The organism is Streptococcus mitis, assembly GCF_001074635.1.
GTDB classification, from domain to species: domain Bacteria; phylum Bacillota; class Bacilli; order Lactobacillales; family Streptococcaceae; genus Streptococcus; species Streptococcus mitis_E.
The window spans coordinates 1-2,421 of sequence record NZ_JUQO01000147.1 but is presented as its reverse complement, the minus strand read 5'-3'; the positions used below and the strand labels follow the sequence as shown (position 1 = coordinate 2,421).

The window sequence follows — 2,421 nt, the reverse complement described above, 5'->3', positions numbered from 1 at the left end:
GAGCAACCTGCGGCTAGCTTCCTAGTTTGCTCTTTGATTTTCATTGAGTATAAAGATCTATCCATTTGGGTAGGTCTTTTTGTGAATACAAAAAAAGCCAAATCCGATTGGATCTGGCTTAATAATCATTGGCAATTAGATTGTATTGGCTGCCCAGACACTTACCGAAGCAGCTGAGACTGGAAATTGTCCATAACCTTCCTCATCAATTGTAACTTGACCTTGGTGATTTCCAAGTAAATCTACGAAAGTTTGGTTAGCCCATTCTTGGCCGATAAACATTGATTTACTGTTTTCTTGGTTGTTTGAAATCAGGACTGCGATTGGGGATTGATTTTCAACACCTGAACGTACCCAACCGATACAGTTAGCATCATCAAAGTAGTCTGTTTGCTCTCCATAGGCTAAATCTTTTCGGATGGTTAGGAGGCGGTCAAGGACTTCTTTGAAATCTTGTTGAGCATACTGCCCTGAAATCCCATAGTAGTCGCCGTAAAAGACACATGGAAGGCCATTTTGGCGTAACAGAATGAGGGCATAGGCTGCTGGTTTGAACCATTCTTCAACAGTAGACTCAAGAGCCTGTCCTCGTTGGGTATCGTGGTTGTCGACAAAAGTCACCGCCTTGTCAGGCTTGAGTTCAACCAAGCTATCTGTGAAAATACCACGAAGGTCATAGTTGGAACCTGCTCGGCTAGCATCAAAGAGATTCTGGTGGAGACGAACATCGACAAGGTCAAAGCGTTCTTCCGTTTTTTCAAGATAGTCTAGATTGGCTTCCTTATCGGGATTCCAAAATTCACCAAAAACATAGAAATCTTGACCATATTTTTCCTTCATATCGCGGATGAAATTGCGCATAAAGAAGGAGTCAATGTGTTTGACGGCATCCAAGCGGAAACCAGCTATACCAGTCGTCTCCATGAACCAGTCTGCCCAGTCATAGATATTTTGGATAACTTCAGGATGTTTAAAGTCTAGGTCGGCATACATGAGGTAGTCATAGTTACCGTTTTCGTTATCGACCAATTCCTCGTTGGCCCAACCCTTGTTGTCTCCTTGAATCAGATAAATCCCAGACTTACGGCGTTTTGCATCATAGTCAGTACCTGTGAAGTGGTACCAGTGCCAGTGGAAGTCATTGTAGGTATCTTGGCGACCATCGAAGGTAAAACTAGTCCAGCCATTGATGGTGAAGGGTTCTCCAAGTTCCACTGTACGGTCTACAGGATCCACTTCAATAACCTGAAAGGCTTCCATGTGATCAGCAGCCGCCTTGTGATTGAGAACCACATCGGCCATAGGTTGAATTCCCTGTGCTTTTAGGGTTTGAATGGCTTGAAGATAGTCTTCTTTGAAACCATACTTGGTGCGGATAGTACCTTTTTGGTTAAACTCTCCTAGGTCGAATAAGTCATAGACCCCATAGCCGACATCTTTTTCGTTGGTAGCCTTGAAGGCTGGTGGCATCCAGACGTGGCTAATCCCCAGATGAGCTAGGTGTGGAGCATCTTCAGCTAGACGTGTCCAGTGCTGACCGTCGTGGGGCAGATACCATTCAAAGTATTGCATGAGTGTTTGATTTTGCATGATGTTTCCTCTTACTTGTCAATCTTGTTCTTTATTCTATCATAAAGTATTGGTTAGCGCCAACGTTTGCATAAGATAGAAGGAAACTATTTTAACTACTTAAAATAAAGTATTGATTTTTTTGTATCAAAGTGCTAGTATAATAGTATGTAATATAGATAAAGATAGGAGTCATCCCATGATTGAATTTCAAAATGTTAGTAAGTTGTATGGTGATAAAGAGGCCTTGAGCAATCTCAATTTGCAGATTGAAAATGGGGAGATTATGGGCTTGATTGGCCATAATGGGGCTGGAAAATCGACCACCATAAAATCCTTAGTCAGTATCATTTCGCCCAGCAGTGGTCGTATTTTCGTAGACGGTCAGGATTTATCGGAGAATCGCTTGGCGATCAAACGAAAGATTGGCTACGTAGCAGACTCGCCTGACTTATTTTTACGCTTAACAGCCAATGAATTTTGGGAATTGATCGCCTCATCCTATGATCTGACTAGCTCTGACTTGGAGACTAGTCTAGCTAGGCTATTGAGTGTTTTTGATTTTGCTGAAAACCGCTATCAGGTTATTGAAACCCTTTCTCACGGAATGCGTCAGAAAGTCTTTGTCATCGGAGCACTCTTGTCTGATCCTGATATTTGGGTTTTGGACGAACCCTTGACTGGTTTGGATCCCCAGGCTGCCTTTGATTTGAAGCAAATGATGAAGGAACATGCGCAAAAAGGCAAGACAGTTTTGTTTTCAACCCATGTCCTAGAGGTAGCCGAGCAAGTCTGTGATCGGATTGCCATTTTGAAAAAGGGGCATTTGATTTATTGTGGTAGCGTAGAGGA

Annotated in this window: 2 protein-coding genes; one reads left to right on the top strand and one right to left on the bottom strand. The window is 42.7% G+C overall.

Translation table 11 applies throughout. The features are described from left to right. Positions 1-135 precede the first annotated feature (135 nt). Positions 136-1,590 (bottom strand): alpha-amylase, encoded by a 1,455-nt coding sequence (locus ADI58_RS05950; RefSeq protein WP_049521841.1) that lies wholly within the window; start codon positions 1,588-1,590, stop codon positions 136-138. Positions 1,591-1,768: 178 nt separating this feature from the next. On the opposite strand from ADI58_RS05950, the gene ADI58_RS05945 reads away from it, so the two are divergent. Next, the coding region (locus tag ADI58_RS05945; protein WP_049521840.1) for an ABC transporter ATP-binding protein at positions 1,769-2,421 on the top strand (653 nt) is incomplete at its 3' end.

Bases quoted from the DNA above. Each gene is read 5' to 3' on its own strand.
- ADI58_RS05950 (WP_049521841.1), bottom strand. From the start codon at position 1,590: ATGCAAAATCAAACACTCATGCAATACTTTGAATGGTATCTGCCCCAC.